We start from the raw sequence: 24,114 nt of genomic DNA on the forward strand, positions 1-24,114 counted from the left end.
CTGTTAGTGCACAGTTTTGAGGCTTAGAGATGCAGTGTACTTGCCCAGCTGTGGGGCGGGGTGTGACGTAGTGTGAGGTGAGGTGAGGTGAGGTAAGGAAAAACGGGGGCGCGTAACACCCCCAAAAAGACCTTCAGGTGGTAAGAAGGGATTCGACGCTGGGGATGAGCTCGGGGGCGGGCTCAAACCCGGTGGGCTTGTTCAATGCGCGACCCAGGTTGAGGCTGGCGTCGGAGTGAGCAAGGACCACTTTCTCAACCTTGGCGGCATCGCTTTCACTGCCAGCGATGGCCGTGCCAATACCGTCTCTCAGCGCCCGGGCGGCGGTTTGCAGGTCAGTAAATCCGCGACTGGGGTCCTGCAGTGCAGCTTCGGTGTCGCCAATCAGCTGGCTCAGCTGGCCCTGAATCGTCGGGTCGGAAATCGCAGCCTGCAGATCCTGGGCCATCGCCAGATGGTGCTGCATGTCTTTGCGGAGCACACCGTGGATCACTGAGAGATTGTTCAGCGCCATATCCAGGGTGGCCATGGACAGCTGAATTTGTTGTTGAGCCAGTTCATTGTTGGCATCAACCGCCGGCAGCACGTTGTCTTTCAGCGACTTAATGACGGATTTCAGTTGCAGTTGAATATCGGGAATCATGCCATGGCCTCCGTCAGTTTTTGTTTGAGGCTACCCAGTAGCAGGTAACCAATGGCCGACAGCCAGGCGACCACCACGTCCTGGTGGCTCTTGCTGCCGTTGGCAACCCGGTAACCGGTTCCCATCACGATGATGGCGGCCTTCCAGGCATTCATCACGTCGTAGTACCGCATCCGCACTGGGTCGACGGGCAGGCCGGTGGCCTTTTCATACGCTGCCAGCAGCTCGTCGGTGGGCATCAAACCGCTTGCCAGGAAGGTTTTGCCGTCTTCAGCAAAGTGACCAAATTGGGGGCCGGTGAGCCAGCCGAGGTCTTGGTGACGATCACCAATGCTGACCAATTCCCAGTCCAGCCAGGCGGTAATCTCGGCCTTGTCTTCATCAAACAGAAAGTTACCGCTGCGCATATCGTTGTGAACGATGGAGGCGTGGTCCAGCGGCGGCGCATTGCGGCGCAACCAGTTGGCGGCAATCTGAATCAGCGGTTCGTCTTCGCCCCGGTCTTCTTCCCATACCCGGTGCCACCAATTGATCTCGCGGACCACGCTGTCATTGCTGCCAACGGTTACCGGATCGAATCCGGGCAAGTTAATAGCGCTGGCATCAAAGGCATGGAGCTTGGCGATTTGCTCGATAACCTGAGGCGCGAGTTTGGTACGCAGTTCGGGGCCGAAATTGAGCCCCACACCGGTAACCTGGGTGGAGGGGATTTTGCTGGGTTTGGCCACCCCGGTAACAAAGCCGTAAACGATGGCGGGGAAGGGCAGGTGACTGCCGTCCTCGTCGATCCAGTAGCTCTTGGCAACGGGCATGATGTCGTTGTCGGCCACAAACTTGACGATCTCCGCCTCGCGCAAAAAGCTGGTTTCTACCACCGGCTCCATGGGGCTCATGCGCAGTACCATGGGGGTGGTGTGGCGATCCTCGGTGCCGCTTTCGCCCTGCCAGTTGAGCTGAAAGGCCATTTGCAGCATGGAGGCGCCGCCAGACAACCAGCGGGGTTTGTCGATGCTGAATTCGCCCTGCACTTTGCTGGCGATCAATTTGGACACCCCGTCAACCAACTGGTCGAGGGTCACTGGAGTGTAACCCTCTTGGCGCTTGGCGCGGTTCTGCATTTTGCGGGTCAGCACCACATCCACTTCGTGATCGGTGGCGAAGCGCTGGCGCAGGGCTTCAATAAAAGCCTCTGTGGGGTACTGCCGAATATCGGCAGCAGCTTGATCTGTTTGCATCGCGTTTTACCTGCTTTTAATGATTTTTATTTTGGAAAGCCGTTTTTATTGTAGAACTCGAGGTAAGAGTTCTGCCAGTACACTTCCATCCAGCCTGGACCTTCCTGGCCGTCGTAGGTGGCCTTGGCCGCGCCCTCCCGGAGCACACAATGCTCTGAGGGTGGCAGTGCGTAGTGGGCATAAAACTCGGCTTCTACTCGGGTTTGGCGACCCAGTTCATCGGTGAGCAGGGTGGTAACGCGCTTGTGCCAGAGTCCGTCATCAAACTCGACCTTGGTCTGGATGTCGGTCAGTTCCGCCATCACACCATCTTTGACCACGTACCCGCGCAGGTTTTCCTGGCCCATGGCGAAGTAGCGCCAGTAATGGACAATGGTGTTGCCGTCTGCAGACTGGCCTTCATACCAGTTGTAGGTCTGGAATGCCTCCCACACCCGGGTGCCCCAGCTGTGATCGCGATGGGCGAAGGTGTCGAATGTGATCTCGCGGTCGGCCAGCTTGATATAGCCTTTGGTGCGGCCAGACTGTTCGATGCGATTCACCGCGGTGTAGCCCGGGCAGCCGTCTTTGTGGGAGCCGTAAGCATAGGGGGGGTGAAGGGCTTCAAAGGTGAAGTCGATAACGGCGTCTTCAGTCTCCCAGCGCACCGAGGCATTTTTAAATTTCAGGTCCTGGCGCATCTGAAAGTTTTCAATCTGCCAATTGCCAAAATTCATATCCTTATCCACCGGGCGGTCGGCCAGGCGCTGTTGGATTGGCTTGTCTATACCGGGTCCAAAAATAGCCATGGCGGCGCCGGCTTCTCCCGCTTTGTTCACCCAGGTGTAGGTGAAGGCGGCAATGCCTTCCTCTGGCAGCACGATGGTGTAGGGGATCGATTCACGGCCGAAGGGGTTTTCCGGAAGGATATGGCGGTCATCGTGTACCGGGTCGATGGCCAGGTCGGGTCTGCTCAGTTTGATATCGTCAAACACAGTGTGAACCTCGTTATTGTTAGGGCGTTGTTTGATTGCGTTGAGCTAAGAATGGTAAAGGGCTGACAAAATGCAAACTTGATTTTTTGCGAAATAAATTTGATATTACGCGAAATTCGCTGGGCGACGGTGATTCGTGAACCTTGTTAGAAGTGGTGCGCTTACTGGCTTTCAGGCCCTGGTTGCTGGCTTTGGCGCCAACCCCATCCAGCTAATCCGGGCCTCGGGCCTGTCTGAGGTCCAGTTTCGCAATCCCGACACGTATATCTCTTACAGCAAGATGGCCTTGCTGCTAGAGAACGCGGCAATTGCCTGTGACCAACCGCTGTTGGGTCTGATTCTAGCCGGGCAAAACCGTCCCGGTGTGTTGGGCGATTTGCCTGCAACCGTGTCCAGCGAGCCATCGGTGGATCTGGCACTGGCGGAATTGAGCCGGCATATTTACCTGGTTGCCCGTGGCGTGCACCTGACCCAATCCCCACAGGGCAATCTTGTCCGCATTCAGATGCGCTTTGATGTCGGTAGCCCGAAAGGGGTCAATCAATTGCTGCAGCTCTCGGTGGGCCATTTGGCAAACATTGTCGCCGGGCTGGCGGGGGCGGACCGCTTTTCTCTTAATCTGCAGCTGCGTCAGCCGCCACCGTCGCACCCAGACGCCGCGGGCTGCCGGTTTTATCGCTGCTGCGTGTTTAACAGCGACTTTGATGGCGTGCTGGTCGACCCCGCCTGGCTGAAAAAGAGACCGCTGTTGGACCAGGCGAGTATTCAGCACCATCTCCATGAACGCCTGCGCGACCTTCAGGCCCAGCACCCCAACAGCCTGCCCAGCCAGGTGCGCGCCATTATTGCCCAATTGCTGTCGTCGGGAGAGTGCAGCGTAGAAGCGATTGCCGCGAATCTCGATCTGCATCCGCGGATGCTGCAACTCAAGCTTAAAGCCGAGGGCACCCATTACCAGATGCTGCTGAAGGAAACCCGGCAGGCCATCGCCGAAGAGAGCCTGATGCGCAGCGATGTGCCGATCACCGATCTGGCGCTCAATCTCGGCTTTGCCGATATTGCGGTATTCAGCCGCAGCTTCAAATCCTGGACGGGGATGTCGCCACGGCAGTGGCGACAGAAGGCCAAGGTGTGAGTGTGCGGTGAGGAAGCTCGGTATCATATATCTCACTGGCGATAGCGGTTCCCGGGAACCGATGCTAACTAGCCTTTTTGTAGGTCGAAACGAATTCGAGTGCTCTGTCCATATTGAACCGTTGGGGCGCCGTCGACGACCTTAGGGCGGTACTTCCAGCGAGCTAAAGCGCGAGAAGCGGCTCGGTCAAAAACGCCCTGGGGCTGTGATTCCAAGATCCGAATATTTATCGGCTGCCCGGTGATCGAAATATCGAAAGCTAAATCAACATAACCCTCTACTCCTCTCTGCGCTTGGCGTTGCGGATATTCTGGTGCAATGCGAACAATCGGGATCGCGCCAGAGTCCGCAGAGCCAGAATTCTCGTGCTTGATCTGAGTGGTTGGTGGCGGAGGCGGAAGTGGCACATCGAACGTCAGCGCCTGGCTGAAGTTTTGTGCGATAGCGGGCGGCATCGGCGGTGGTAACGGCACGTCTGGTGGTGAAGGGATCGGTGGCTGTATCTCTATCGGTTCCGGTGGATCCATTACTACAGTTGCTACTCGATGATTGACCATCTCTTCTGGAAATTCCGGGTCACTATGAACTAGCTTTTCCATTAAAGTAAACGTTAGCAGTGTTATCAGTATCGCCGTAAAAAGAATCATCGGGTATTTAAATATAGAGGTCAGTTGAATTGGTGAGGTGTTCAGCATATTTGCAGTCATAACAAGTACTCCTGATTACTTTTTTCTGGACGAGTTGGCTCTTAGCTTGTGACGGCTGCGAGTGCGATTTGGTCTAATTGGTTAGGTTGGGTGGTTTCCTGCCCGCGAAGTTTATGGTGGGGCGGAGTTTAATGGTGCGGGCGCTCGGGCAACGGGTGGCGGTGCAGGTGGCCGCGGGATGACTTGTCCTTGCAGAGGGTGTGACAATCGCTGAATTAGGGCTGTGCCTGGTGCGGGCAGTGGCTTCGGAGCGGCTATCCGGGCTATCGGTATGCCAAACTGAGGTACAACCGGGCTCGCAAGTGTGCCTACTTCCAGTGTCGCAATCATCGTTGCGCCAACTGCTACCGCCGATGCCCAGACAATGTTAGGCGTGGCTTTTTGCTGCTCATCGCGGGGATGTAGTAAGTTAGCAAAGCGGTTTTCTAAACGACCGGCTGGTGCTAAGGCGACGCTACAGCGATATCGCATACCGGCCGCCTGCTGCAGTAACCACGCGGCATAGTCTGGTGCATCGACCCCACTCGCAAGGACGCAATTGTCAGCGGCTACCTCCGCTTCCTGACACTGGGTATGCAGCAGATGCCAGGCGCAGGGTATTGGCCAGAATATGATGCAGCTCAGCCGGCTGATTTGTTGGCTTAGCCAATCGGCATTATTGATATGGCTCATTTCATGGCGCAGGGTCCATTCGATGTGGTTTTGCTGCCATCGTAGCGCTCTCTCGGGAATCAAAATCACAGGCCAGAAAGTGCCCCACGTCATCGGGCTCTGAATCTGCGATGATGCAAGTAAACGGACTCGGCGATGAGTGAGCCTTGAAAGAGTCAAATGCCAACCACGATGGGTCACTTGGCGTGCTCGAAGGTGAATTAGCAAAATTTTGATTAAGGCGGCCAACCAGCCGGCTGTCAAAGCAATCACACCAGCGATATATATCTGCCAGGCTAGCACCAATGCGGAGCTGGCCGCGGTATCTTTAGGGATCAGCGTTATAGGATCGAGAATGACAGTGACCGGAAGCAGCGGAATGTAGGTGTGGTTTAACCACGGGCCCGCAATCAGACCAATTAGAGCGGAAGTCAGCAGACATAGCGTGCCGCGTTGTAAGAACTGAGGAGATCGGTGGTGGAGGTAGTCCAGAATTGCGCTGCCGGCCAGCAGTAATAGCAACACCTCGAATAGAGTCGAAAACAGGGCTTGGGCCATCATAGCATCACCTCTACTTTCCGTTGCGGGCTTGATCGATAAGACGTTGTAATTTTTCGATCTCGTCGGGCTTCAGTGCCTCTTGCTCCAGCAGGGCTGTGGCAGCCCGAAACCCCGAGCCGCCAAAGAAAGTGCTTACTAGTCTCTTTATGGCAGACCCTTGAGCATGTTGTATTGAACGTGCTGGCTCGTAGAGAAGTCGCTGACCTTCATTTGAGGCGCTGATCTCACCCTTTTCGATTAACCTCGCGAGCAAGGCTCTCACTGCGGAGTAGCTTGGCGCATCTGGAATGGCCTCTTGCACCTCGCGGGCGCTGATCCGTCCCTGCTGGTAAAGGGCGTCCATGATTTGGCGTTCTCGTCGGCTAAGTTGCTCGGCCATTTCCCAACCTGCTAAAAATGTAGCACATGCTAAAAAATTAGCACGTTTGTTTTGCAAGTCAAGTGGTTTTTCCAAACACAAGACCTGTGGATAGCCAATGTGTTGTCATCGTCTGACGAGTTTTGAAGCTCAGCTCGATGTAGAAGGCAAAAATTTGATCGGAGGGAGGTGTGCTTGAGCGCGAAAAGTTGGCAAGAAATGACACCCTGAATTGCTTTAATTCTGCTCAATAGGTCGTTATCTTGCGTACTGTATTCAGGAAAAAGCAGGGCTGATCGCTTTTTCCTCGGCTTTTTCGAAGGAGGGGGCTGGCAGCGTTTAAATTGAACATCCAGTCAGTACCGTTGGATGTTCTTGATAAAACGCAAACGCCGCGCCGTAGTGTAAGCAGCCTTCGATATGAAGTCAGGTGGCAGTATGGATTTTTTAATTCCGAATAAAAGTAGAGTCAACGACTATGACCGTAACCACTAATCAAACCGTACGTGAAGTGCTGAACCAGATCACTCATGACCCTCGCTACAAAGACGTCATGAAGATGGAGAAGTACGACATTCCGCAGACGCTGCTGACCATCGCGTCGCTGGCGACCTTTATTCTGTCCTGCTACTGGTATCTGAGCGACATGATACCTTGGTGGCTGGCGATCGCCTTTAACATTGTGGCGGTGTATCTGGCGTTCACGCCGATGCACGATGCGTCCCACCGGGCCGTGTCGTCGGACAATTTCGTCAATGACCTGCTGGGTACCGCGGCTGGGCAAATTCTGCTGCCGGGCATGAACATGCCCGCTTTCCGCGCGATTCACATGGACCATCACCGGTATGTTGGCCAGGAAGGTCGCGATCCCGATTGTGGGCTGGTGAATGTGCCCAAGTGGGCGGGCCTGTCTTACCTGATGTTTACCGACATTCACTGGCTGGCCTGGTTCTTCAAGAACGGCCGTGAGAATTGGTCCCCCCGCATCAAGATGTACGTCTATGTGATGATGGCGACGGTGATCGGGCTGCACGCGGTGTTCTTGCTGTCGCCGTACTGGGCGGAGTTCCTGCTGCTGTACGTGGTGCCCCAGCGTCTGGGTCTGGGTCTGGTGGCGTATACCTTTGCCCACATTCAGCATCCCCACGGCATGACCTGGGAGAACGAGCCCTTTCAATCAACCGTGCATATTGATGAAAGCTCGCCGCTGCGCGGCCTGATGTTTGGTCAGGAAAACCACCACATTCACCACCTGTTGCCTCACCTGCCTTGGTACCGCTACCGCAAAGTGTGGGATCTGGCCAACGGTATTCTCGAGAAGCAGCCGATTCCTGAGCGCGGCTGGCTGAAGCCCTCTGCCGAACCGATCTGGGTGCCCGGTGAAGAGGTGAATGCGCCGATTGAAGTGAAGGTATACAGCATTGAGGAAGTCGGTGAGGGAATCCGCTCCTTCGTCTTCGAGCCGACCGACAGCGATGTACTGTTGCCAGAAGGTGCAGCGGGTGCCCACGTGAACGTCTTCATTAAAGAAGGCCTGATCCGTCAGTACTCTCTGGTAGAGCACGATGACGTTCGCAACCGCTACCGCATTGCAGTGAAGTGTGAAGAGAACGGTCGCGGCGGCTCCAAGGCAATGCACCAGCTTGAAGTGGGTCAGGTGATCAAGATCGGTCGCCCGAAAAACAACTTCATGCTGTATGAAAACGCCAAGCGCTTTGTGCTGATTTCCGGTGGTATTGGTATTACCCCAATGCTGGCCATGGCGCACCGCCTGATTCGTCTTGGTAAGGATTTTGAACTGCACGTTTGCGCCCGTAACGAAGAGGCGGTGCCCTTCAAGAAGGAGCTGAGTGTCAGCCGTTTGGCCAAGCATGTGCACATTCACCTGGACCAGGACAATGGTCGCAGCGCCCTCGCGCCTGAAACGGTGCTGGCCAATCCGAGCCACGATACCCAGATTTACATCTGTGGCCCCGGTGGCTTTATGAACTGGCTGCGCGAGTCGGCAGTGGGCTTGGGCTGGCACCCCGAAAATATCCGCATCGAGTCCTTCGCGGCGCCGATGGCTGAGGATGTGGCGAGCCACCCCTTTACCGTTCACCTGGCCAAGTCCAACAAAGAGGTAGAGGTGAAGGCGAATCAGTCCATCATCGACGCACTGCAGCACTCCGGTGTGGAGCCCTCTTACGCTTGTATGCAAGGGACTTGTGGTACTTGTATCACCGGTGTTGTCGACGGCGAAGTGGATCACCGTGACGCCTTCCTGTCCGAGACAGAGAAAGCGGCGAACGATCAAATGTGCCTGTGTGTGTCCCGCGCCAAAGGCGATCGCCTGAGCCTGGATCTGTAACGGGTTGCAAGGCCCCACCGCCAAGGTGGGGCTGTCGCCGTCAGGCTGTTTTTAAAAGATTGTCATAAGGCCCGGCTGCGAATGCAGTCGGGCCTTTTTTTGTGGGTGCAGTTAGTGTTTTGCTGCGATCACACCTATTGTAGAGGCAGCATCACTACCGGCCTATCCGGGCCTTGCGGTGAGCGCCTGCTTGGGAGGGGTAACCGGGAGAAAGGGATTGGCCCTCACTGATATGAGGGCCGGGGGGACACTAATTGATGAGCGCGGTGTGCTGGATAGTCGAACTTAATGATTATGCCGGGTGATTTTGTCCAGATAGCCCATCGCAAAGGCGGACAGAACGAAGGTCAGGTGGATAATCACATACCACTTCAGGTGGGTCGGCGAGACATTCTCTGCGTTCACAAAAACCTTAAGCAGATGGATAGAGGAAATCGCGACGATGGATGCGGCGACTTTGTTTTTCAAGGTGCCGGAGTCAACCTTGCCCAGCCAGCTCAGTTTCTCTTTGCCGTCGTCGATATCCAGCTGAGAAACAAAATTTTCATAGCCACTGAACATCACCATCACCAACAGGCCGCCCACCAGCGCCAGGTCGATTAGCGACAAGACCAGTAGCACCAGGTCTGCCTCCTTCATGGAGAAGATCATGGGCAGGTAATGAAACACTTCCTGGAAGAACTTCAAACCCAGCATCAGCAGGGCCAGACTCAGACCGATATAAATCGGTGCGAGAATCCAGCGGGTACCGTACATCAAATTTTCTACAAAGCGTTCCACGAGGGGTCTCCAATAGCGCGCGTTAGGGTGGGATGGATTATGGCGGCGCAAAGTATACCCAGTTGTTGTGACGCTTTCGATGACAATGCTTGGTCGTTTAAGGCTGGCGTTTGCACACCCTAAACACCAATTGCCAACACGTGGGAAAGTACTAACAGGCTGCAATTGGCTGCATTGTTATGTGGCAGGTGCTTTGTTCAAACGGGACGTGTCGTCGGTTCCTGCTGGAGTAGCCGTGACCGCAGCCAGTATTACGGTCCGGGTTTACAACCAGACTAACAGCGTCTATGGTTTTTGGGAGATGCAGGGAGCGTGGAACGAAGCCGGCGTAACCTGGAATAACGCCCAACCCCTGTCCAACCGGGGCGACCAGGTTGGCAGTTTCAGCCCCACCTCCCAGGGCGGTTACACCATCAACCTCAATGCCGATGGGGTTGCCCTGGTACACCGCTGGATCGACAGCGGTGTCAACGACGGCGTGTTGATCCAGTCCGGCGGTACCAATAACGGTATCGACATGCGTTCAAGCGAGTATGGCACCCAGAATCAGCGGCCGACGCTGACGATTTCCTATCAGTAACTTTCCCTGCGGGTTTCGGCCCGTCCTGAGGGAAGCCCAGCGCCTCGCGGGCTTCCCTGTCAACCAAGCGAGGAGGTTGCCACATGACGACCTGTCTATTGAAACCCGGCGTTAGCTTTGCGCTTGTTGTTGCAATGACATTGGTAGCCAGTGGGCCGCTGCTGGCCCACGGTGATCAGGAATCGCGCCTGCACGATATCGATCACCGGATCGAGGAATCACCCAGGGATGCCCGCCTGTATTTGCGGCGGGGCCGTATTCTGCGCGATTCGGCGCAGTGGCAGCAGGCTTTGGCGCAGTATCGCCAGGCCCTGGCACTGGACCCGCTTCTGGCTGAGGCCTTGTTCTGGCAGGCTGACGCGATGCTGGGGCTGAATGATCCCGGTCAGGCGCGGCACTATGTCGAGGCCTATCTCGAGCAGGTTCCCGGTTCATCGAAAGGCTGGCGACTGCTGGCTGAAACCTGTCGCTTACGGGAAGACTATGCCGCCGGGGTTGCCGTCCTCGACAAGGCCATTCGGCTGGATGAGTTGGTACCGCCCCAGACCTTTCTCAACCGCGCCTATCTGCAAGCCCGCGCCGGTGTCAGCGCCAAACGCATCCTCGCTGGTTATGATCATGCCCTGGTGCGCTTTCCCGGCAATATTGCGGTGATCGATCGGGCGCTCAGCCTGGCCCAGCGTGAGGGCTTGTGGGAACGGGCAGAGGATTACTGGCAGCAAATTCCCGACACCGCCAGACAACAGCCAAAATGGTTGCTGCGCAGAGCGAATCTGAGCGCCGCCCAGGGCAAGGGTCAGCAGGCCCGGGTGTTCGCGGCGGAGAGCCTTTCGGCGTGGCAGGCGTTGCCATCGTCCCGTCGGCAGAGCCCTGCCATGCGTAATTTGCGCAGCCAGATAGATCGCATGCTGGTGGCCGGCGATTGAGGGGTTTGGCGCTTTATTTGGGGATTGCCCAGGTGGGTCGCTCTTCAATCTTGTAAGGCAGAATGATCAGCTGCCGGTCGCGCAGCAAATGCAGTTTGACCTCGGCTCCCACGCCGTATTGATACAGCCACTTCTGGAAGTCGGCCACCGTCGCAATCGGGTAGTGGTGAAAGCGCAGCAGAAGATCGCCGGGTTGAATTCCCAGCGCCGAGGCGGGGCTGTTTGCCCACACGCGATCAATGGCCACGCCGGTTAAATAGCGTTCTACGGGCAGCTGCTTTTGCTGAAAGGAATTCAGGGCGCTAACCGAGAAACCCGTCCACGGTGATTTGAAACTCTTCTTGAATTTGACGGCGTGGTAAATATTAAAGGCCAGAAATGCCGGTAAAACGTAGTGTCCGGGTGCCTGACTGCTCGGGTCTGTCTCGCTTGTCTCGGGGGCCAGGTAGCCCGTCTCTAACGCAACCAGGCGGCCGTCGCCGGAGAAGATGGGGTTGCCCAGGGCCGGGCTGGGTGCATCAAAATCCGCCTTGAGCATGGTCGCTGTCATGCTGTCCTGGTAGCACTCCATGGTATTCATATGGGAGATTTCACCGCGCTGAAAGCGGTTTGCACTGCGTTGGCTGGCGCTTAACAGTGCCCGGCCGGTATGCAGTTCGTCGGCGGGTACAAAGCCAACGGCGGGTAAGGGCTTACTGGCTTCGATCCGCAGAATCGCAAAGTTAAGGGTGGGCTCGATGCTGACAATATCCGCCTGCCGCCAGCGCCGCTCTTCCCCTTTGAGTTTGACAAACACCGTATCGGCAAGCAGATCGGACAGGGGATTCAGCAACCCGGTGTAGCTGGTCAGAATGAAGCCCTCGGCCTCAACGATCACGCCCATGCTGTCGGCCAGGGGCTGGAGGGGTTCGCCGGTGGACTTACCTTGAAAGGTCCTAATCGACACGATCGCGTCAACCGGCGCCGGACGCTGGGGCTGGACTTGGGCGACTTCTCCCATCGGGCGAGCAGCCAGCGCTTGGCCAACGGGAAAGAGGCTCAGCGCGCCCGCGAGTAATGTGGCAGCAGGTTTGCTCACGGCCGAAAGTCCTGCAAATAAGGGTTGTTGGGGTTCAGACGAATCTTGATTAAGCCGTGCTGTGTGGCCTGGTGGCATTGATTGCAACTGTCTATTAGTGCGTTGACGCTCGGCTGCCAACGCGCCGTGTCGGGCTGCGCCAATGCCTGGGTTAGGCCGTCGTAGTGAGGCCGGGCAATTTGATCGAGCAAAACTGCAACGGCTATACCCCGGTACTCAGGCACTTGTTCCTGAATGGTGTTGATCACCTGCAGTGACTCGTACAGATAAAACTCGGCGAGGGCGGGATTTTTGGCGGCGACAGACAGCGACAGCTTATGGGTCAGCTGTTGCAATTCGGTCATGTAGGGGGCCAGCTCAACTGGTGGCGCTTCGGCATGTCCGCTGCGGATACCGCCGGCGAGGCCTGCCAGGGTCACTAGCAGCGCGGTGAGATATCGAGTCTGACGGGCGTTCATTGTGCGTGGCAGTCCGGTGGGTATGGCTAAACGTGGCTCAACATAGCAGCGGAAGATGACAGCCAAGTTGCCATAGCCCCGCTTGGCGTGATGAAAGCCCCGTCTTGCGCGATGCAAGTCACGGTTTGCGCGATGCCAGTTTCGGTTTGCGTGATGGAGGCCACACTTGGCGATTCAGGCGGGTTGCCGAAGTCAGGTCAGGTGCCGAGGTCTTCGGTCAGGAGGCGTCAGGCAGGCGAGTGGCCAGCCAGTCGCAAATGGCCTTGGTGACGGCGGCGCGCCCCTCTCGGTGTTCATTGAGCAAATCGTGGCGCAGGTCAGGATAGGTAAGATAGGTTTTATCTGCAGCCCTCCAGGTGGCATGTAGCTGCTGACTCGACTCTGCTCCGACCAGTGGATCGGCTAAACCCTGGAGTAGGAGCAGCGGGGTGGTGATGGATTGCAGGTGTTCACGAAGGCCGGCCATGGCGCCGAGAATTTCGGCGATACTCTTGACCGGAACCGCATCACGCAGAATCAGCTTGTCTTCGCGGTATTGTTGTAGTTCCTGCCGGTCCTGGGTCAGCAAGCTAGGTGATAGCTTGTACCCCGGCAGGTTTGGCAGAAAGGTGCTGAGACCGTCAAGCACAAGGGCCAGGTCGGGCGGTAGGAAGTCGGCGTGAATAAATGGCGCCGACAGAATCAGCCCTGTCGCCTCACACCGCTGCTGCAGAAGGTAATCGATTGCCAGCGTGCCCCCTATGTTTTTCCCGAAGAGAAATAGCGGCAGTCCCAATGGGGTCACCACTTCGCCGATAAAGTGGGCCAGGTCGTCGGTGAGGTGCTCAAACTGGCCGATTGCCCCCGGCTTGCCGTCGGAGCGGCCGTGGCCCCGATGATCCAGCGCGAAGGTGGAGACGTTCAGGGCATGAAGGCAGCTTGCCAAGCGACCATAGCGCCCGCTGTGCTCTGCCAGTCCGTGGACAACCACCAGCGCCGCTCGGGCTTGAGGGGCGGGCCAGCTTTGCCAGTAGCGCTTTCCGCCCTGTTTGGAGTCGATGTGGCCACTCGTTGCACTAAACATGATCAGCCTGTCCTAAAGCTTGCTTGCAGTATGACGTTGCACGTTATAAGTGAGTCAACATGGCCTGAAAAGATGACCGTTGTATGACGCGACGACTGCATTCGGCCGCGGGATAAAATGTGAGTAAATACGAAACGCACTGTTTTTCCTGTGGTTTTTGTTTCATGTCAATGTCGTCATTGACTACTTTTATGGCGTCTTTCTTGCCCTGTTAGCGTGCAAATTCTAGATGCTTATATTAAAGATGATTACCTCTTTATCTTCGTCTAAGTCACACCCTTTCCAGTCGGTAAACTCATCCCAGTCATTCGCGCGCGGTTAGCGGAGTAGCGACATTCATAACAGCAAAAAATGTCGGTGGGCTGGGGAGGTATCGTTCATTAGGAGACGAGCAGATGAGAGGGGAAATACAGATTGTTGCGGCCCTGCTGTTGAGCTTGGTGGCAGTGGCTGTGAACGCGGGTGCATCGGTAGATGAATCGGCGCTTGCGATTTGCGCGAAGGAGATCAGAAAGGAAATCGGCGTTGCGCGCTATACCACCTTTGATAAAACGGTAGGCACCATCCGGCAGATTGATGGCAACATTCAATACTTCATTAATGCCCGTCACAAAGCACCGGATATGGCTGAGGAAAAATCTTTTCGAGCGGTGTGCGATGGCAGAGGTTATCGGGCGTCCGTTTCTTTAGTCGCTGAAGGTGCCTGGCGCTTTTCCACCGAGCAGCCCTTGATTCAGCAGCTCGCAGATATTCGTCAGTAAGTCTGCTGCCAGCTTTTACTCCCGGCATCGGGGCGGTTTTCTTCTGGCGCTGCTTTGCTAAGCTGCAGTTCAGACTGTCAAAAAAGGGCTGCTGCGGTGAGATTGCGGTATTCGAGTGACATACCTGATGGGGAGGGGGTGCTACTTGCCAACGACCGTGGTTGGCGGGTGGAGATTTACGTGCTTGCCAATAACGATCCCACCTGGACCCTGGTGGCCTTATCCGGTGCCTCCGAGGCTGGCCCGCAGACGTGTCCGCGTCAAAAATTGCAGGGGCCCTATGAGAGCCGTGACCAAGCCATGGCCGCGCGTTCTGCAATTGCATTGGCGCTGATAGACCAAGGGTTTACATTAAACGCCGTCGATTTCTTACGCTGGCGAATTGATGCCCAGCGTTGTGTGCGCGACGTGAGAGTGGCCCGGGAGCAGCATGCTCCCGACTGTCGGTTTGATCCCAAAGATGTGTTGTGAAGCTTGGCCTGTGGCGGCTGTCATTGAGAATACGGCGATAAAGCTTGTTGATATTTGAGCGGGTGCCTTAAAGAACACGCGGTATTCCCCTGAACAGAAATCTGCAAATTGTACTTGCTGCGGATGTTGGTGTGGCGCAACGGGCCGCCTAGTGCACTGATTCCTGCGGGGCGCAAAAGGTGTAGTAATCCGCCGGATCGATGGGTATCCTGCTCTAACGCGAGGAATTGGTTGAGAAGAGAGTGGGCTTCCAGACAAGGTCATCACGTGGGCTTTTTGGGTTTTTCCGCATTATCGCCTTTCGACCAAATCCGGTGTTTTCTAATCGATAAAGTAAACAGGGATTTGTTGGGTATGCCTATTAATCAGCGATTTTCTGGCGGGCTGGAATTCTCCGGCCGCCGCACACTGCTTTCCTGCGGACTGCTCTTTCTTTCTGCCTTGCTGGCTGCCTGTGGCGGCGGTGGAGGTGGTGGAGGTGGTGGAGGAGGCGATGGTTCACCGAGCGCCTGCCAGGGCGCAACCTTACTCTCGGACACCGCTCAGGCAGGTGACCCGGTTGAGCTGAAAACCAACGGCCAGCTGGAACAGGCCTACCTGCTCATTGATGGCGACGAAGTTGTGCTCGCCAGCAGCCCAAGCGACATGGGGTATCTGATCGCGCTACCGGTGACACCCATTTGGGCTGCCCAGGGCGGGGTTGCCGAATTGGCCGCCGATCTCGATGGGGCGCGCTGCGACCTTGGTAGCGTTACGGTTGAGTCGCTGCCGGCTGCGGCAGACGACGAAGTCTATTTGTCGATGCTCAACAACCTTGAGCAGGCGTTGGCCAATTTTGAATCCGCCTTTGGCTATGACCCGGATACCATTACTGACGAAAACCTGCAGAGTGATCCGATTCTGCTGACTGCCCATTATGTGCACGAGATTTTTAATGATCCCACCAGCGAGATCAGCCTGCCCTATCAGCGTGATGTGTTTGCAACGCTGTCTGACGAGGACAAGCAGTTCATCGCTCAGCTCATGGAAAAGCTCGACCTGGTTGCGCTGCTCTCCGAATTTGGCGCGCAGTTTGATGGCCCAATATTTGTGGAGCAGGAGCCCGCGGTAGTCGCCAGAGCCGAATTGATTGAGCCGAGTGTGACCCGTGCCACTTGCAGCGGCACCTATGCCGATAACAGCAAACACAAGGTGGATATTTACAACGGCGAGACCCTGTCGCGGGGCATGAAGCTCTCCTACGAGGCCCAAACCAAACAGCGCAATGCGGCAGCGAACGCGGCGTCGACCAACGCAAAGAACTCGGCTATCAACACGCTGTTCACAGTGGGCAGCCAGGTCAGCAAGGGCGCCTATGCGTCACCGCTTGGGGTATTGGCAACGGCCATGGCGGTTACCAGTATTACCGATAGCATGGAAGTGGATATGGTCGCGGCGCTGTTACCTTCCGAAATTACCAAGGCCGATGTGACCATTATTCCCAAGTCGCGACTGGAGGAGGATTACACCGATAAATTCTCAGACCCGAGCTGGCTTTTCAGAATCGAAGCGCGGAGCAAAGAATACGATTTCTCAAAATTGGTTGCCGACACCGGCTTTGCCGCGCTGGGCGCACCCAATAGCCCAGTGGACCCCAATTTGATGTTCGGCACCACCGAGGTGGCCAGCCGGGTGACGGGCAAAGCCCGGGCGCAGGATTGCGAGCTGATCGTGCCGCCCATCACCTGGGGTAATATCAATATTGACGGTAGTTACGCCGATGCCACCTTTCTCAGCGGCTCTGCCTTTGAGTTAGAAGGTGAAACCAGCCGCAAGATCAAGCCGGTTGCCATCGGCGTATCCGAGTTGGAAGTTAAGCTTAAGTCTGAGCTATTCCCGTCCTATACCAATACCCTCGCCGACGAACGTGACACCGTTGAAGTGGAAAATCTTCGCAAGCAGTTCTCGTTTTCCTCTGACCCCGTCGTGGTTCAGAATGCGGGGGATACCGTCGACGTGGTCGTCTCCATCCTCAACTCGGTATTCCCAGAAAAACATGAGCTGACGTCGTCGGCGGACCTGGCGGTGGCGAAGAGCCGCTCGGGCAATGTCCTTGATCTCACGTTAAGCACCTCCCCGGACCTCAAGAAATATCCACTGAGCCTGACGCTCAAGTCGACCTCAAAGAGCCTCGATCCGCAGGGTGATCGAGCGAAAACGGTGCTGGTGAAGCTCGAAGATCTGAAGGTGGAAATTGAGGAGACGCTGGCGGGCAGTTGTGACGAGAAGGTCTACGTTGAAGAAAATCGGGCCGAAGTAACCGGCTTTGAGAACGATGACTCGGTCACCTGGAGCGCCGACGGCGGCACCCTCACGGTACTGCCTGATAACGGGGTGCGGTTCAGCACCGAAGAACTCGGGACCTTTGTCCTCACCGCCACGAGCAATGAGGACAACAGTATTTCCGCCAATGTCACCATCAATACACTGGATTGTGCGGGCAACGTCTTTATGAATGCCTTGGTGGTAACTGACGCCGCAAGCCCGGTGGAGGAGTGCACCGAAAGTAACCCGGAGGACATCGCCCAGGAGACCTATTTTGGTGATGTGGATCCAAACTATGAGGGGCTCAACCCCAGCAATGTACGCGACAAGTTTGCCTCCCTGTCGGTCGGGCGCCCCTTTACCTTTGACCAGTCTGATTCCGACAATCTGGTTTTCTCTGATCAGCGCGGCGAGGATTGCCACTCGCAAACCTTCAGCCTGATTGCCGAGAGCCGGGGCGCCGTGGAGAACCTCGGCGACAATACCATTGGATTTGGCACGCGCCATGAAAACCAGGGGCATTGTTACAAACAGGAGGAATCCGAGGGCGAGCTGGTCACCGATTGCGCACCCTCGTCTGTTGCTGCGCTCTACATCATGGCCTGGGTTTTTGAGCACCAATCCGAAGCGGATTATGACCTGAATCTCGATCTCGCCTGTTCGGCCAAACCGATACCGGGCTTGCCGGTGAGCAGCAACATGACTTTCTCGCTGCATACCTACAATGAGAAAAATGAGGAAGTGAATGTGCTGCCAATGACCGACCCCAGTATTCATTTTGCCGATTGCCGCGACGGGCAAACCCCGGTGGGCCGTCGCTGGACGGTGCCGGCGATGGCTGAGGGGTCAACGGTAATGCTGCTCGGTAACTTTTCCGAGCTGGTAGTGGCCTCGCCCGGCAACGAGAACGGAGAGGAGCCCCCCGTCGGTGTTTACACCGCCGAGGGCGAGATCAGTGGTACGATCCAGTTCACAGTGAACTGACCAAGCGGCGCGCGGGGGACAATCTCCGCGCGTCGGCTTTGCAATCTACGTGGATTTATCTCTGCTGCCTGCCGGGGCATTGGCCCCAGCCAACGGCGTGAAAGAATAGGTGCTCAGGCAGGCGCTTTCGCGCGGCACTTGTACTCACCGCTACGGGTGTCGATCTCGATCCAATCGTCAATCTCGCAGAAATCTGCGACCTTCAGCTCGGTGCCGTTGCTGAGTTTGGCGGGCTTCATGACCTTGCCAGAGGTATCACCCCGGGCAGAACCCTCGGTGTAGGTAATCTGGCGAACAATAGTGGTCGGCAGATCGATGGAGATGACTTTCCCTTCGAAGAACACCGCCTCACAGACATCGCTCATCCCGTCTACCACATAGGGCAATACGCTCTCGATATCGTCGGCGTTCAGCTCATACTGGTTGTAGTTTTCATCCATGAATACGTAGGTATCGTCCATCGAGTAGGAGTAGGTGACTTCGAGACGTTCGAGGATGACCGGCTCGACTTTATCGTCGGCCTTGAATACGGTTTCGGTGGTTGAGCCGCTGAGCAGGTTCTTCAGCTTCATTTTCACAATGGCGCTGTTGCGACCGGATTTGGTGAACTCGGCTTTTTGCACCATCCACGGCTGACTATCAATCAGCATCACGCTGTTGGCTTTCATTTCTTGAGCGGTTTTCATGTTCGATTCCAGAAAAGGAAATAGGGATGCCAGCCGCGTGGTGGCTGCGCATCATAACCAGTTTCTGGAAAAACGCACTAGGTTCTCGGCAAGATTTTTTTGCTGACTTAGTAACAGGCACCACTTGTCTGCATGGGCTGAAATGACGGGGTTAACGAGCGATAGTAACCACTCACTATTTGGCGGCGGCTCGCCGCGATTCCAGGCGAGGAAAATGTCGTTTAGCGCCGTCGCCGTATTTTGGGGTAATGCGCCTGAGTAGCGTGTTAGAAAGGCCTGCAGCTTGACCAGATGACTACCCTCGCTTTGGGGGTAAATATGCCAGAGCATTGGTCGCCCGGCCCACTGGGCGCGGACAAAGGAGTCCTCACCGCGCACCAGGTTCAGATCGCAGCTCCACAACAGGCGGTCGTAGTTATCCTGGCTGAGAAAGGGTAATCGACAAACCTGAAGGTTGCCGCGTGGGTAACATTGACCGGCCTTAAGTTCCGCCACCCCCAGATACTTGGCCACGGCGCTGGTGATATGTCCGTCTGGAACGAGTAAAACACAGGGCTGCTCACCCGCGGCAATCGTATCCAGCCAGGCGTCCAGAGCAGGCTGGTCATAGCAAAATAGCGAGACCAGTAACGCCTCGTTAGGGAGGGTAATACCAAGCTCAGCCAGAAAGCCTTGCCTGGCACTTGTGCTGGTCTGAAAGGCGTCCCGCCGTTCGAGCAGGTCGGCCTCTCGCAGCAGTCCGCCGGTTGCCTCACTAAAGCCGGGGAAGAAAAAGTACTTCGTTAGTGCGCCGGGCTGCGGTGATGGCAGGGTATGGCAGCCACCTACCCAGTCCTCGGCGCTGAGATATTCCAGATTCAGCCATAGGGGCGGTGCGCTGTTCCCGATCATGCTGTTGATGTAAGTGTCGGGAAGCTCGCAGGCGAAGGCCTCAATCACCACATCGGCGCAGGGGGATGACGAGGCCTCTGGCCAGTGCGCAACGTTGACGCCGCAATAGTCACTGCGGTTGTTGACCAGACGGGCTTCCGGGCAAATTTTGGAGAAGGCGGCCAAATCGTCGACCCACAGGGTGACACGGAGGTCGTACTCGGCGACCAGTTGCCGGGCCAGCCGCCAGCAAACGCCAATATCGCCGAAATTATCGACGACCCGACAAAAGATATCCCAGCGGGGGGAAGAGGGGCTTGCCACTGAATAAGCACCGTATTAACAGGTCGGCGAAGTATAAGGAATTTGTGTCATCAGCGGCAGCCACCGGCGCGGATGCTCGGTGGGTTAGAAAATCATCCACGCGCCCATGCCGAGCATCATCAGGTTTTCGGTGAGCGAGATCAGCCCTAGGGGTACGTTGCTGTCGCCGCCCACGCAGGCGCACTTCAGCTCCCGCTTGTCGAAATATACTGCTTTGCAAACCGAGACAGCACCAATCGCGCCAATAGTCACTGCCACGGCGCCGACCAGTGAGGGCAGCAGCCCGGCGATCATCCCCACCCCGGCGAAGGCCTCGGCAAAGGGATAGATATAGGCGTAGCGAACCCAGCGCATGGCCAGCAGGTCGTAGGTGACAAATTGATTCGAGAAGGCGTAGAGGTCCCGTAGTTTGAGGATGGCCAACACGCACATACTGAAGGCGATAAACAGACTAATGACCTGGGCGATGCCTCCTGCCATTGCCCAGCTGCCAGCAAGCGCCATGGCAAAGGTGGTGGAAAATACGGCAATGACCGGCTGGTAGGTCAAGCCCTCCTGCTTCAGGGTGGACTCATTAAAATAGTCGAGCAGCGCGTCGTAGCCGCCAATACGCGCATCGCCGATAAAGGTTTGCGGCGTCGTACTGACATCGTGTTTGGATTTGAAGGCCTCTGTTTCCTCACGGTTTTTGAGGGGGTGGTCTTCGATGGTGTAGCCTTTGCGCTTCAGCAAATCCTTGGATTTGATACCAAATGGACAGATATGTGAGTCGGTTTGCATGCGGTAGAGAACGGCGGTTGGCATTTCCTTTCTCCTCTCGTTTGCTGGGTGTCTGTCGATTCCTTTGATGTTGTAACAGGCCTTTTGACAAATATCCGTGCTGCAAGGTTCACTGAGGTCGATGTCGCGGTGAAACCCGGCACGCTTTCTTCCGAGCGATTGTCAAACTGGCCGTGGTTTTTTTACAATCTGAACTATGAAACGTCGCCGCATTGCCACTTTTGTTCTGCTGATCTTCCTGGGGTTACAGGTGGGTGTGGCGTGGTCGGCGGCAATGCACGGCACTTCCCATGCTCAGCATCGCGCTGATGACGCTCCCCATAGCGCTGGCCTCGCCCTGCATGATGGTGCCGATCACCAGTTGATGGTGGCCGATATTCAAGTTGAGATGGCTTCTCACTGCGATACCGAATCGCCCGCGGATCATCAGGCCGGGAAAGGCGCGCCGGGTAGTGAGGAGTGCTGCCAGGTGGAGTGCCAATGCTGTGTGGGGCATTGCCATTCCAGTCTTGCCGTGGTGCCCGCATCCGTTAGTTTGTATTTGTCCCATCAGCCGCAGTTTGCGGTGTTTGTCCCTGCTCCTCGAGTCATCTCCCAGAACCGTTTTCGTCCTCCCATTTTGGCCTGACACAGGATCAGTCCCTCTGCGCTTTGCGCAGAACCGTTAGGTTAAAAATGAGGATTTTCACGTGAACACACCTGCGTTTCCGCGACTTTCGCGGCGCCGATTTGTTACTGGGGCAAGTGCTGGGCTCGCTCTTGCGGGCCTGGGGTTGAGCCTGACCAGTCCCAAAGCGCAAGCCAAGGCCCTGCCCCCGGTGCTTAGCGGCAATCAATTCGACTTATCCATTGGCTACCTGCCAGTGAATTTTACGGGTGCCGATCGCAGCGCCACGGCGGTTAATGGCAGTGTGCCGGCACCGATATTGCGTTGGAAGGAGGGGGAGCGGGTCACCCTGAGGGTGACAAACCACCTCGCTCACGATAGCTCCATTCACTGGCACGGGATGATTTTGCCCAGCAACATGGACGGTGTGCCGGGGTTGAGTTTTAGGGGTATTGCCCCCGGCGAAACCTACGAATACCAATTCGAGGTTAATCAAAACGGGACCTACTGGTACCACTCCCATTCGGGCTGGCAAGAACAGACCGGGCTCTACGGCGCGATTGTGATTGAGCCGAAAGACCCCGATCCGGTCGCCTACGACCGGGATTATGTAGTGCTTCTCTCCGACTGGACTGATGAAGACCCCGGCGATGTTTACGCCAAGCTTAAAAAGATGAGCCACTACTACAACTTTCAGGAACGCACAGTGGCTGACCTGTGGCGCGACATCAAAGAGAAAGGGGTGGCGCGTACCTGGAATGAGCGGCAGATGTGGAATGCCATGCGCATGAAGCAAAGCGATATTGCCGATGTAACCGGCTACACCTATACCTTTTTGATGAACGGCGAAACACCGGATAGCGGCTGGACTGGGGTGTTTAAGCGGGGCGAAAAGGTGCGGCTGCGGTTTATCAACGGCGCGGCAATGACTCTGTTTGATATTCGCATTCCCGGTTTGAAAATGACGGTGGTGGCCAGTGACGGCCAGAACATCGAGCCGGTGTCAGTGGATGAGTTTCGGATCGGCGTGGCTGAGACTTACGACGTGGTGGTCGAGCCCAGCGGTGACCAGGCCTACACCGTGTTTGCCCAAAGCATGGACCGCAGCGGCTATGCTCGAGGCACCCTGACACCGGACCCATCGTTAACGGCGGAAATTCCTGACATGGACTACCGGCCACTGTTGAGTCATGGCGATATGGGCATGGCGGCGATGGCGGGCATGGACCACGGTGGATCGGCAGCGGGTCATGGGAATCACTCCCAGCACGCTGCCAGCGGCGGCGATCACAGCGGCCATAATATGGGCGGTATGCATCACTCGATGACTGGCATGGATCATGGCAAGCATTCGATGAAGGGCATGGATCACCGCCGGCACGGCATGCATGCCAGCTCGGTGAGTGACAAGCCGGGTCCCGCCGGGTTTGGTAGCCGCGCCGAAATACATCACGCACCAAGCGAGTTTGGCCCCCAGGTGGATATGCGCGCTGAGGCGCCCCAAAGCGGGCTGCATGATCCGGGGGTGGGTTTGCGAGACCATGCCCAACGATACGGTCGCAAAGTGCTGCGCTATGGCGATATTCGCAACTTGTATCCCACTCTGGACCGGCGCGATCCCGAACGCGAAATTCAGATTCACCTGACGGGCAATATGGCGCGCTATATGTGGTCGTTAGATGGTATCCGCTTTGCCGATGCCGAGCCCATACGACTGACCTATGGCGAGCGGGTGCGGATCACTCTGGTTAACGACACCATGATGACCCACCCCATTCACCTGCATGGCCTGTGGAGTGAGCTGGAGACCGGCGACCCCGCCGCGATTCCCCGCAAACACACCTTGCTGGTGCAGCCGGGTACCAAGATCAGTTACCTGGTCACCGCAGATGCGCTGGGTCGCTGGGCCTATCACTGCCACCTGATGTACCACATGCCCGGCATGATGCGAGAGGTGAGGGTAGAGCAGGGAGGGCGTGGGGTATGAAACATTTCTATCGCTATGTTGTGCTGCCGGCGTTGCTGCTTTGGGCCACTCAGGTGTATGCCGGCGGCAACGATGATCCCTTTCTGGTGATGGGTAAGGTTGATCAACTGGAGCTGCGGCAAACTGAAGGCGATGATCCGGTTGCCTTCGAAGGTCAGCTGTGGGCTGGCCACGACCTGAACAAGCTGTGGCTGAAAGTCGACAGCGAGCGGGTCGACGGCGACTACGAAGAGCTGGAATTACAAGCGCTCTACAGCCGGGCAGTTACCCCATTCTGGAATCTGCAGGTTGGCGCTAGGCGTGATATCAAACCCGAGCCCGACCGCAACTGGGCGGTGCTTACCCTGCAAGGGCTGGCACCCTACCAGTTTGAAGTGGAGGCCTCGTTGTTTGTGGGCGAGTCCGGACGCACCGCGCTGCGTCTGGTCAGCGAGTACGAGATGTTGCTGACCCAACGGCTCATTCTCAGCCCGGAAGTGGAGCTTAATGTCTACGGTCACAATGACCCGGACACCGGTGTCGGTTCGGGTCTGGCCGATGTTCAGGCGGGGCTGCGGCTGCGCTATGAAATGCGCCGGGAGTTTGCGCCCTACATCGGGCTGAACTGGCAAAAACGCTACGGCAACAGCGCCGACCTTGCCGCCGCCGAAGGCGACGACATCGAAGACCTGCAGTTCGTAGTGGGCCTGCGCATGTGGTTCTAGTGTCCTGTCCGGTAAGTTCGTTGTACATCAGAGCCTACAGGATACGTTGTAACAAGGCGCGATCCGCAGGGAATACTGGTTGTATTTCCAAGGGTCGCAACGCTGTTACAGCGTATCCTGTAGGCTCCCAGAGGGCG

At 56.5% G+C, this 24,114-nt stretch carries 23 protein-coding genes; 10 read left to right on the plus strand and 13 right to left on the minus strand.

What is annotated here, in order from left to right:
• Window positions 1-133: 133 nt before the first annotated feature.
• From NCG89_RS12340 to NCG89_RS12350, 3 genes are read right to left on the minus strand one after another with little or no spacing between them, the layout of a single operon-like run.
• A complete protein-coding gene (locus NCG89_RS12340) occupies window positions 134-643 on the minus strand; it encodes a hypothetical protein (protein WP_251086847.1) in 510 nt (169 codons plus the stop codon).
• Entirely contained in the window at window positions 640-1,878 is a 1,239-nt protein-coding gene (locus tag NCG89_RS12345) for a phosphotransferase family protein (RefSeq protein WP_251086848.1), read from the minus strand. The genes NCG89_RS12340 and NCG89_RS12345 overlap by 4 nt, the downstream gene beginning before the upstream one ends.
• 26 nt (window positions 1,879-1,904) lie before the next feature.
• Entirely contained in the window at window positions 1,905-2,852 is a 948-nt protein-coding gene (locus tag NCG89_RS12350) for a DUF7064 domain-containing protein (RefSeq protein ID WP_251086849.1), read from the minus strand.
• A 136-nt stretch (window positions 2,853-2,988) separates the two neighbouring features.
• Between NCG89_RS12350 and NCG89_RS12355 the strand changes: the two genes are divergently transcribed.
• A complete protein-coding gene (locus NCG89_RS12355) occupies window positions 2,989-3,987 on the plus strand; it encodes a helix-turn-helix domain-containing protein (RefSeq protein WP_251086850.1) in 999 nt (332 codons plus the stop codon).
• 68 nt (window positions 3,988-4,055) lie between these two features.
• On the opposite strand, the gene NCG89_RS12360 is transcribed toward NCG89_RS12355, so the two are convergent.
• The 3 genes from NCG89_RS12360 to NCG89_RS12370 form a co-directional block, all read right to left on the minus strand.
• Complete coding sequence (locus NCG89_RS12360; RefSeq protein WP_251086851.1) at window positions 4,056-4,694, minus strand: energy transducer TonB; 639 nt, start codon at window positions 4,692-4,694, stop codon at window positions 4,056-4,058.
• A 111-nt stretch (window positions 4,695-4,805) separates the two neighbouring features.
• Complete coding sequence (locus NCG89_RS12365) at window positions 4,806-5,906, minus strand: M56 family metallopeptidase (RefSeq protein ID WP_251086852.1); 1,101 nt, start codon at window positions 5,904-5,906, stop codon at window positions 4,806-4,808.
• 10 nt (window positions 5,907-5,916) lie between these two features.
• Entirely contained in the window at window positions 5,917-6,360 is a 444-nt protein-coding gene (locus NCG89_RS12370; RefSeq protein WP_251086853.1) for a BlaI/MecI/CopY family transcriptional regulator, read from the minus strand.
• Window positions 6,361-6,742: 382 nt separating this feature from the next.
• Between NCG89_RS12370 and NCG89_RS12375 the strand changes: the two genes are divergently transcribed.
• Entirely contained in the window at window positions 6,743-8,614 is a 1,872-nt protein-coding gene (locus NCG89_RS12375) for a fatty acid desaturase (RefSeq protein WP_251086854.1), read from the plus strand.
• 285 nt (window positions 8,615-8,899) lie between these two features.
• Here NCG89_RS12375 and NCG89_RS12380 read toward each other — a convergent pair whose 3' ends face one another.
• Entirely contained in the window at window positions 8,900-9,394 is a 495-nt protein-coding gene (locus tag NCG89_RS12380) for a TIGR00645 family protein (RefSeq protein WP_251086855.1), read from the minus strand.
• A gap of 235 nt (window positions 9,395-9,629) precedes the next feature.
• On the opposite strand from NCG89_RS12380, the gene NCG89_RS12385 reads away from it, so the two are divergent.
• Both NCG89_RS12385 and NCG89_RS12390 read left to right on the plus strand, forming a co-directional pair.
• On the plus strand, window positions 9,630-9,974 hold the full coding sequence (locus NCG89_RS12385) for a DNRLRE domain-containing protein (protein ID WP_251086856.1): 345 nt from the start codon (window positions 9,630-9,632) through the stop codon (window positions 9,972-9,974).
• 83 nt (window positions 9,975-10,057) lie between these two features.
• The gene (locus NCG89_RS12390; RefSeq protein ID WP_251086857.1) at window positions 10,058-10,900 is read left to right on the plus strand and encodes a tetratricopeptide repeat protein; all 843 of its coding nucleotides are present in this window, start codon (window positions 10,058-10,060) and stop codon (window positions 10,898-10,900) included.
• A 13-nt stretch (window positions 10,901-10,913) separates the two neighbouring features.
• Here the strand turns inward: NCG89_RS12390 and NCG89_RS12395 are convergent, their stop codons facing one another.
• From NCG89_RS12395 to NCG89_RS12405, 3 genes are all read right to left on the minus strand, one after another.
• Entirely contained in the window at window positions 10,914-11,978 is a 1,065-nt protein-coding gene (locus tag NCG89_RS12395) for a S1C family serine protease (RefSeq protein ID WP_251086858.1), read from the minus strand.
• Complete coding sequence (locus NCG89_RS12400; RefSeq protein WP_251086859.1) at window positions 11,975-12,436, minus strand: hypothetical protein; 462 nt, start codon at window positions 12,434-12,436, stop codon at window positions 11,975-11,977. The genes NCG89_RS12395 and NCG89_RS12400 overlap by 4 nt, the downstream gene beginning before the upstream one ends.
• Window positions 12,437-12,653: 217 nt before the next feature.
• Window positions 12,654-13,499, minus strand: coding sequence for an alpha/beta hydrolase (locus NCG89_RS12405; protein WP_251086860.1), 846 nt, complete (start codon window positions 13,497-13,499; stop codon window positions 12,654-12,656).
• Window positions 13,500-13,894: 395 nt separating this feature from the next.
• On the opposite strand from NCG89_RS12405, the gene NCG89_RS12410 reads away from it, so the two are divergent.
• The 3 genes from NCG89_RS12410 to NCG89_RS12420 all read left to right on the plus strand — a co-directional run bounded on the left by NCG89_RS12410 (window position 13,895) and on the right by NCG89_RS12420 (window position 18,019).
• On the plus strand, window positions 13,895-14,260 hold the full coding sequence (locus NCG89_RS12410; RefSeq protein WP_251086861.1) for a hypothetical protein: 366 nt from the start codon (window positions 13,895-13,897) through the stop codon (window positions 14,258-14,260).
• Window positions 14,261-14,398: 138 nt separating this feature from the next.
• Complete coding sequence (locus NCG89_RS12415; protein ID WP_251086862.1) at window positions 14,399-14,731, plus strand: PA4575 family protein; 333 nt, start codon at window positions 14,399-14,401, stop codon at window positions 14,729-14,731.
• Window positions 14,732-15,085: 354 nt separating this feature from the next.
• Window positions 15,086-18,019: a hypothetical protein gene (locus NCG89_RS12420; RefSeq protein WP_251086863.1), complete on the plus strand. Its 2,934-nt coding sequence runs from the start codon at window positions 15,086-15,088 to the stop codon at window positions 18,017-18,019.
• 113 nt (window positions 18,020-18,132) lie between these two features.
• Here NCG89_RS12420 and efp read toward each other — a convergent pair whose 3' ends face one another.
• From efp to NCG89_RS12435, 3 genes are all read right to left on the minus strand, one after another.
• On the minus strand, window positions 18,133-18,705 hold the full coding sequence (gene efp / locus NCG89_RS12425) for an elongation factor P (protein ID WP_251086864.1): 573 nt from the start codon (window positions 18,703-18,705) through the stop codon (window positions 18,133-18,135).
• 51 nt (window positions 18,706-18,756) lie between these two features.
• On the minus strand, window positions 18,757-19,899 hold the full coding sequence (gene earP / locus NCG89_RS12430) for an elongation factor P maturation arginine rhamnosyltransferase EarP (protein ID WP_251086865.1): 1,143 nt from the start codon (window positions 19,897-19,899) through the stop codon (window positions 18,757-18,759).
• A gap of 84 nt (window positions 19,900-19,983) precedes the next feature.
• A complete protein-coding gene (locus NCG89_RS12435; protein ID WP_251086866.1) occupies window positions 19,984-20,703 on the minus strand; it encodes a MauE/DoxX family redox-associated membrane protein in 720 nt (239 codons plus the stop codon).
• 172 nt (window positions 20,704-20,875) lie between these two features.
• Between NCG89_RS12435 and NCG89_RS12440 the strand changes: the two genes are divergently transcribed.
• From NCG89_RS12440 to NCG89_RS12450, 3 genes are all read left to right on the plus strand, one after another.
• Window positions 20,876-21,307 (plus strand): hypothetical protein, encoded by a 432-nt coding sequence (locus NCG89_RS12440; protein WP_251086867.1) that lies wholly within the window; start codon window positions 20,876-20,878, stop codon window positions 21,305-21,307.
• Between the two features lie 61 nt (window positions 21,308-21,368).
• Window positions 21,369-23,273 (plus strand): copper resistance system multicopper oxidase, encoded by a 1,905-nt coding sequence (locus NCG89_RS12445; protein WP_251086868.1) that lies wholly within the window; start codon window positions 21,369-21,371, stop codon window positions 23,271-23,273.
• A complete protein-coding gene (locus tag NCG89_RS12450) occupies window positions 23,270-23,977 on the plus strand; it encodes a copper resistance protein B (protein WP_251086869.1) in 708 nt (235 codons plus the stop codon). Before NCG89_RS12445 ends, NCG89_RS12450 begins: the two co-directional genes overlap by 4 nt.
• Window positions 23,978-24,114 lie beyond the last annotated feature (137 nt).

Source organism: Spongiibacter taiwanensis (genome assembly GCF_023702635.1).
GTDB classification, from domain to species: domain Bacteria; phylum Pseudomonadota; class Gammaproteobacteria; order Pseudomonadales; family Spongiibacteraceae; genus Spongiibacter; species Spongiibacter taiwanensis.

Coding starts and splice junctions, on each gene's coding strand:
- NCG89_RS12340 (WP_251086847.1), bottom strand. CDS start 643: ATGATTCCCGATATTCAACTGCAACTGAAATCCGTCATTAAGTCGCTG.
- NCG89_RS12345 (WP_251086848.1), bottom strand. CDS start 1,878: ATGCAAACAGATCAAGCTGCTGCCGATATTCGGCAGTACCCCACAGAG.
- NCG89_RS12360 (WP_251086851.1), bottom strand. CDS start 4,694: ATGACTGCAAATATGCTGAACACCTCACCAATTCAACTGACCTCTATA.
- NCG89_RS12365 (WP_251086852.1), bottom strand. CDS start 5,906: ATGATGGCCCAAGCCCTGTTTTCGACTCTATTCGAGGTGTTGCTATTA.
- NCG89_RS12375 (WP_251086854.1), top strand. CDS start 6,743: ATGACCGTAACCACTAATCAAACCGTACGTGAAGTGCTGAACCAGATC.
- NCG89_RS12390 (WP_251086857.1), top strand. CDS start 10,058: ATGACGACCTGTCTATTGAAACCCGGCGTTAGCTTTGCGCTTGTTGTT.
- NCG89_RS12400 (WP_251086859.1), bottom strand. CDS start 12,436: ATGAACGCCCGTCAGACTCGATATCTCACCGCGCTGCTAGTGACCCTG.
- NCG89_RS12405 (WP_251086860.1), bottom strand. CDS start 13,499: ATGTTTAGTGCAACGAGTGGCCACATCGACTCCAAACAGGGCGGAAAG.
- NCG89_RS12410 (WP_251086861.1), top strand. CDS start 13,895: ATGAGAGGGGAAATACAGATTGTTGCGGCCCTGCTGTTGAGCTTGGTG.
- NCG89_RS12420 (WP_251086863.1), top strand. CDS start 15,086: ATGCCTATTAATCAGCGATTTTCTGGCGGGCTGGAATTCTCCGGCCGC.
- efp (WP_251086864.1), bottom strand. CDS start 18,705: ATGAAAACCGCTCAAGAAATGAAAGCCAACAGCGTGATGCTGATTGAT.
- NCG89_RS12435 (WP_251086866.1), bottom strand. CDS start 20,703: ATGCCAACCGCCGTTCTCTACCGCATGCAAACCGACTCACATATCTGT.
- NCG89_RS12440 (WP_251086867.1), top strand. CDS start 20,876: ATGAAACGTCGCCGCATTGCCACTTTTGTTCTGCTGATCTTCCTGGGG.
- NCG89_RS12450 (WP_251086869.1), top strand. CDS start 23,270: ATGAAACATTTCTATCGCTATGTTGTGCTGCCGGCGTTGCTGCTTTGG.